A 1,909-nucleotide genomic window follows, 5' to 3' on the forward strand; every position below is an offset into this window, starting at 1 on the left:
GAAGCCCAGGGCGCCGAGGGGGCTGAGGGCTGTGACCACGGTCAGGCGCTGGTCGTTCACAAGGCTGCTGAGGCCGGCGATGCGTTGCCGCGCGGCGAGCAGGTCCGCATGCGTCTGCTGGGCCGTGCGCAGGGCGTCCAGCACGTCGTCGGCCGCCGGCTCGGCGGGGACGGCCACCTCGAGCTCGTTCCACAGCGCGGCCCACGCGCGGCGGGCCTCCTCGACGGCCGCCGAGGCCTCGGTGTGGGCGGCCAGGGCCTCCGCGTGGCCGGCCTGCGCTGCTGCCGAACCGTCCCGCAGGTGCTCGGTGCGTACCGCCAGGCCGGCGTGCGCGGCGAGGTTCTCGGCATACCGGTCGGCGATGTCGTCGGCGCGGGCTATCGCGGTGGTCACGGGCAGGACGAGTGCCTCGGTCTCGGCGCGGCGCAGGGCCGCCCCGTCGGCCGCGGCGTCCGCCAGCCGGTCCACCAGCCGGTTCCACAGTTCGGTCCGCTCGGCGCGGATGTCGTCGAGCTCGGTGCGCCGCGGGGGCTCGCTGTCACCGGCGTTAGCGAGCTGTTCCCGCAGCCCGGTCAGCCTGGTGGCCGCGGCCGCCAGGGCCGCCGCATGCTGGTCGACGGTGTGCGTGGTCCTGGTGAGTGCCTGGCGCAGCCGGTCGACGGTCTCCCGGGAGGGCGGGTTCGGCGGGACGACGTCAAGGGCATCCGGTCTGCGGTACCCGGCGCGGCACAGGGCTTCCCGGCGTTCCCGCAGCGCGCGGGCGGCCTGGTCGACGGCCTGGCGGGTCTGCTGGCAGGCCGACCCGTCCTTGCGGATCTCCGTGACCGCCTGCCGCAGCAGGGTGACCGCGGCTGGGTCGAAGACGCGGCCGGTGCGGGCGGCGTCCGCCTGGCGGGAACGTGCTCCGGTCAGCTGGCGCTCGGCGTGGGTGACCTCGTCGGTGTGTTGGCGGATCACCTCGGCGATCTCGTCGAGCTGCCTGGCGATGTCCGCTGGGATGTGCAGCTCGCCGAGAATCGTGGCCGTCGGCCGGGCGTCGGCCGGGCCGGTCAGGTCGATGAGCAGCGCCCGGGCGTCCTCGTCGAGCTGGCGCGCCTCGGTTTCCAGCCGGTCGGCGAGCTGGGCGTCGGCGAGTCTGGCTTCCACGGCACGGTCGAGCGCGCCGATCTCGTCGGCGTCGGCGAGCAGGGCATCGTTCACCGCTTGCGACGCCTGCTCCCGCTGCCGGAGCTTGCCGGCACGTGCCTCTTCCAGCCGGCGCAGCTCGCCGGCCGCCTGGTCCAGGTCGGCGCGGGCGGCGTCGAACCCGGCGATCCCCGCCACGTCGAGCACGGCCGCGCCGTCCGCGCGCAGCCGGGCGATCTCGTCGCGGGCGGCGGCGAGGTCCCGCACGGCCGGGGCGGCCCGGCGTCGCCGGTCGAGGCTGTCGGTCCGCTCGGCAGCCGACATGAGCAGCTTGTGCGCGGCGCGCACCGCCTGTGCCTGGCGGTCCCGCTCCGCGCGGGCCTCGACCACGGCTCCCGCGGTGGTCATCGCCTCCTGGATGCGTGCCGCCAGCTCCTGGTGCTCCCGGAGGGCGACGCGGACCCGTGAGGACCTGTCGTTGCCGTGCTGCTTGTAATGCACGTCCATCTCGGTATGCAGGGCGTCGAGCAGGCCCCGCACGGCCTGGCCGCTGCGGGCGGTGAAGACCAGCTCCGCCAGATCCCCGCCGCCGTTGAACAGGGCTTCACCGCCCTGGCGCAGCTGCCGGTGGGACAGGCCGAACGCCTGCAGCCACCGCTGGTGGGCCTCGGCCCCGCCCGGCCCCCAGACCGGTGCGGCTGGCTGCCCGGTCGAGACGAGCTGCAGGCCCGCGCCACGTCGACGGAGCTCGACGGCCGTCCACGGCCCTACCGGCTCCGCTGGC

1 protein-coding gene is annotated in these 1,909 nt (G+C 75.8%); it reads right to left on the bottom strand.

Annotated features, from left to right (window positions below; translation table 11 throughout):
* Positions 1-1,909 (bottom strand): AAA family ATPase (locus AC5LUJ_RS21345; protein ID WP_493465595.1); only part of this gene is annotated, 1,909 nt, incomplete at both ends.

Source organism: Protofrankia sp. CiP1_Cm_nod3, from assembly GCF_982290655.1.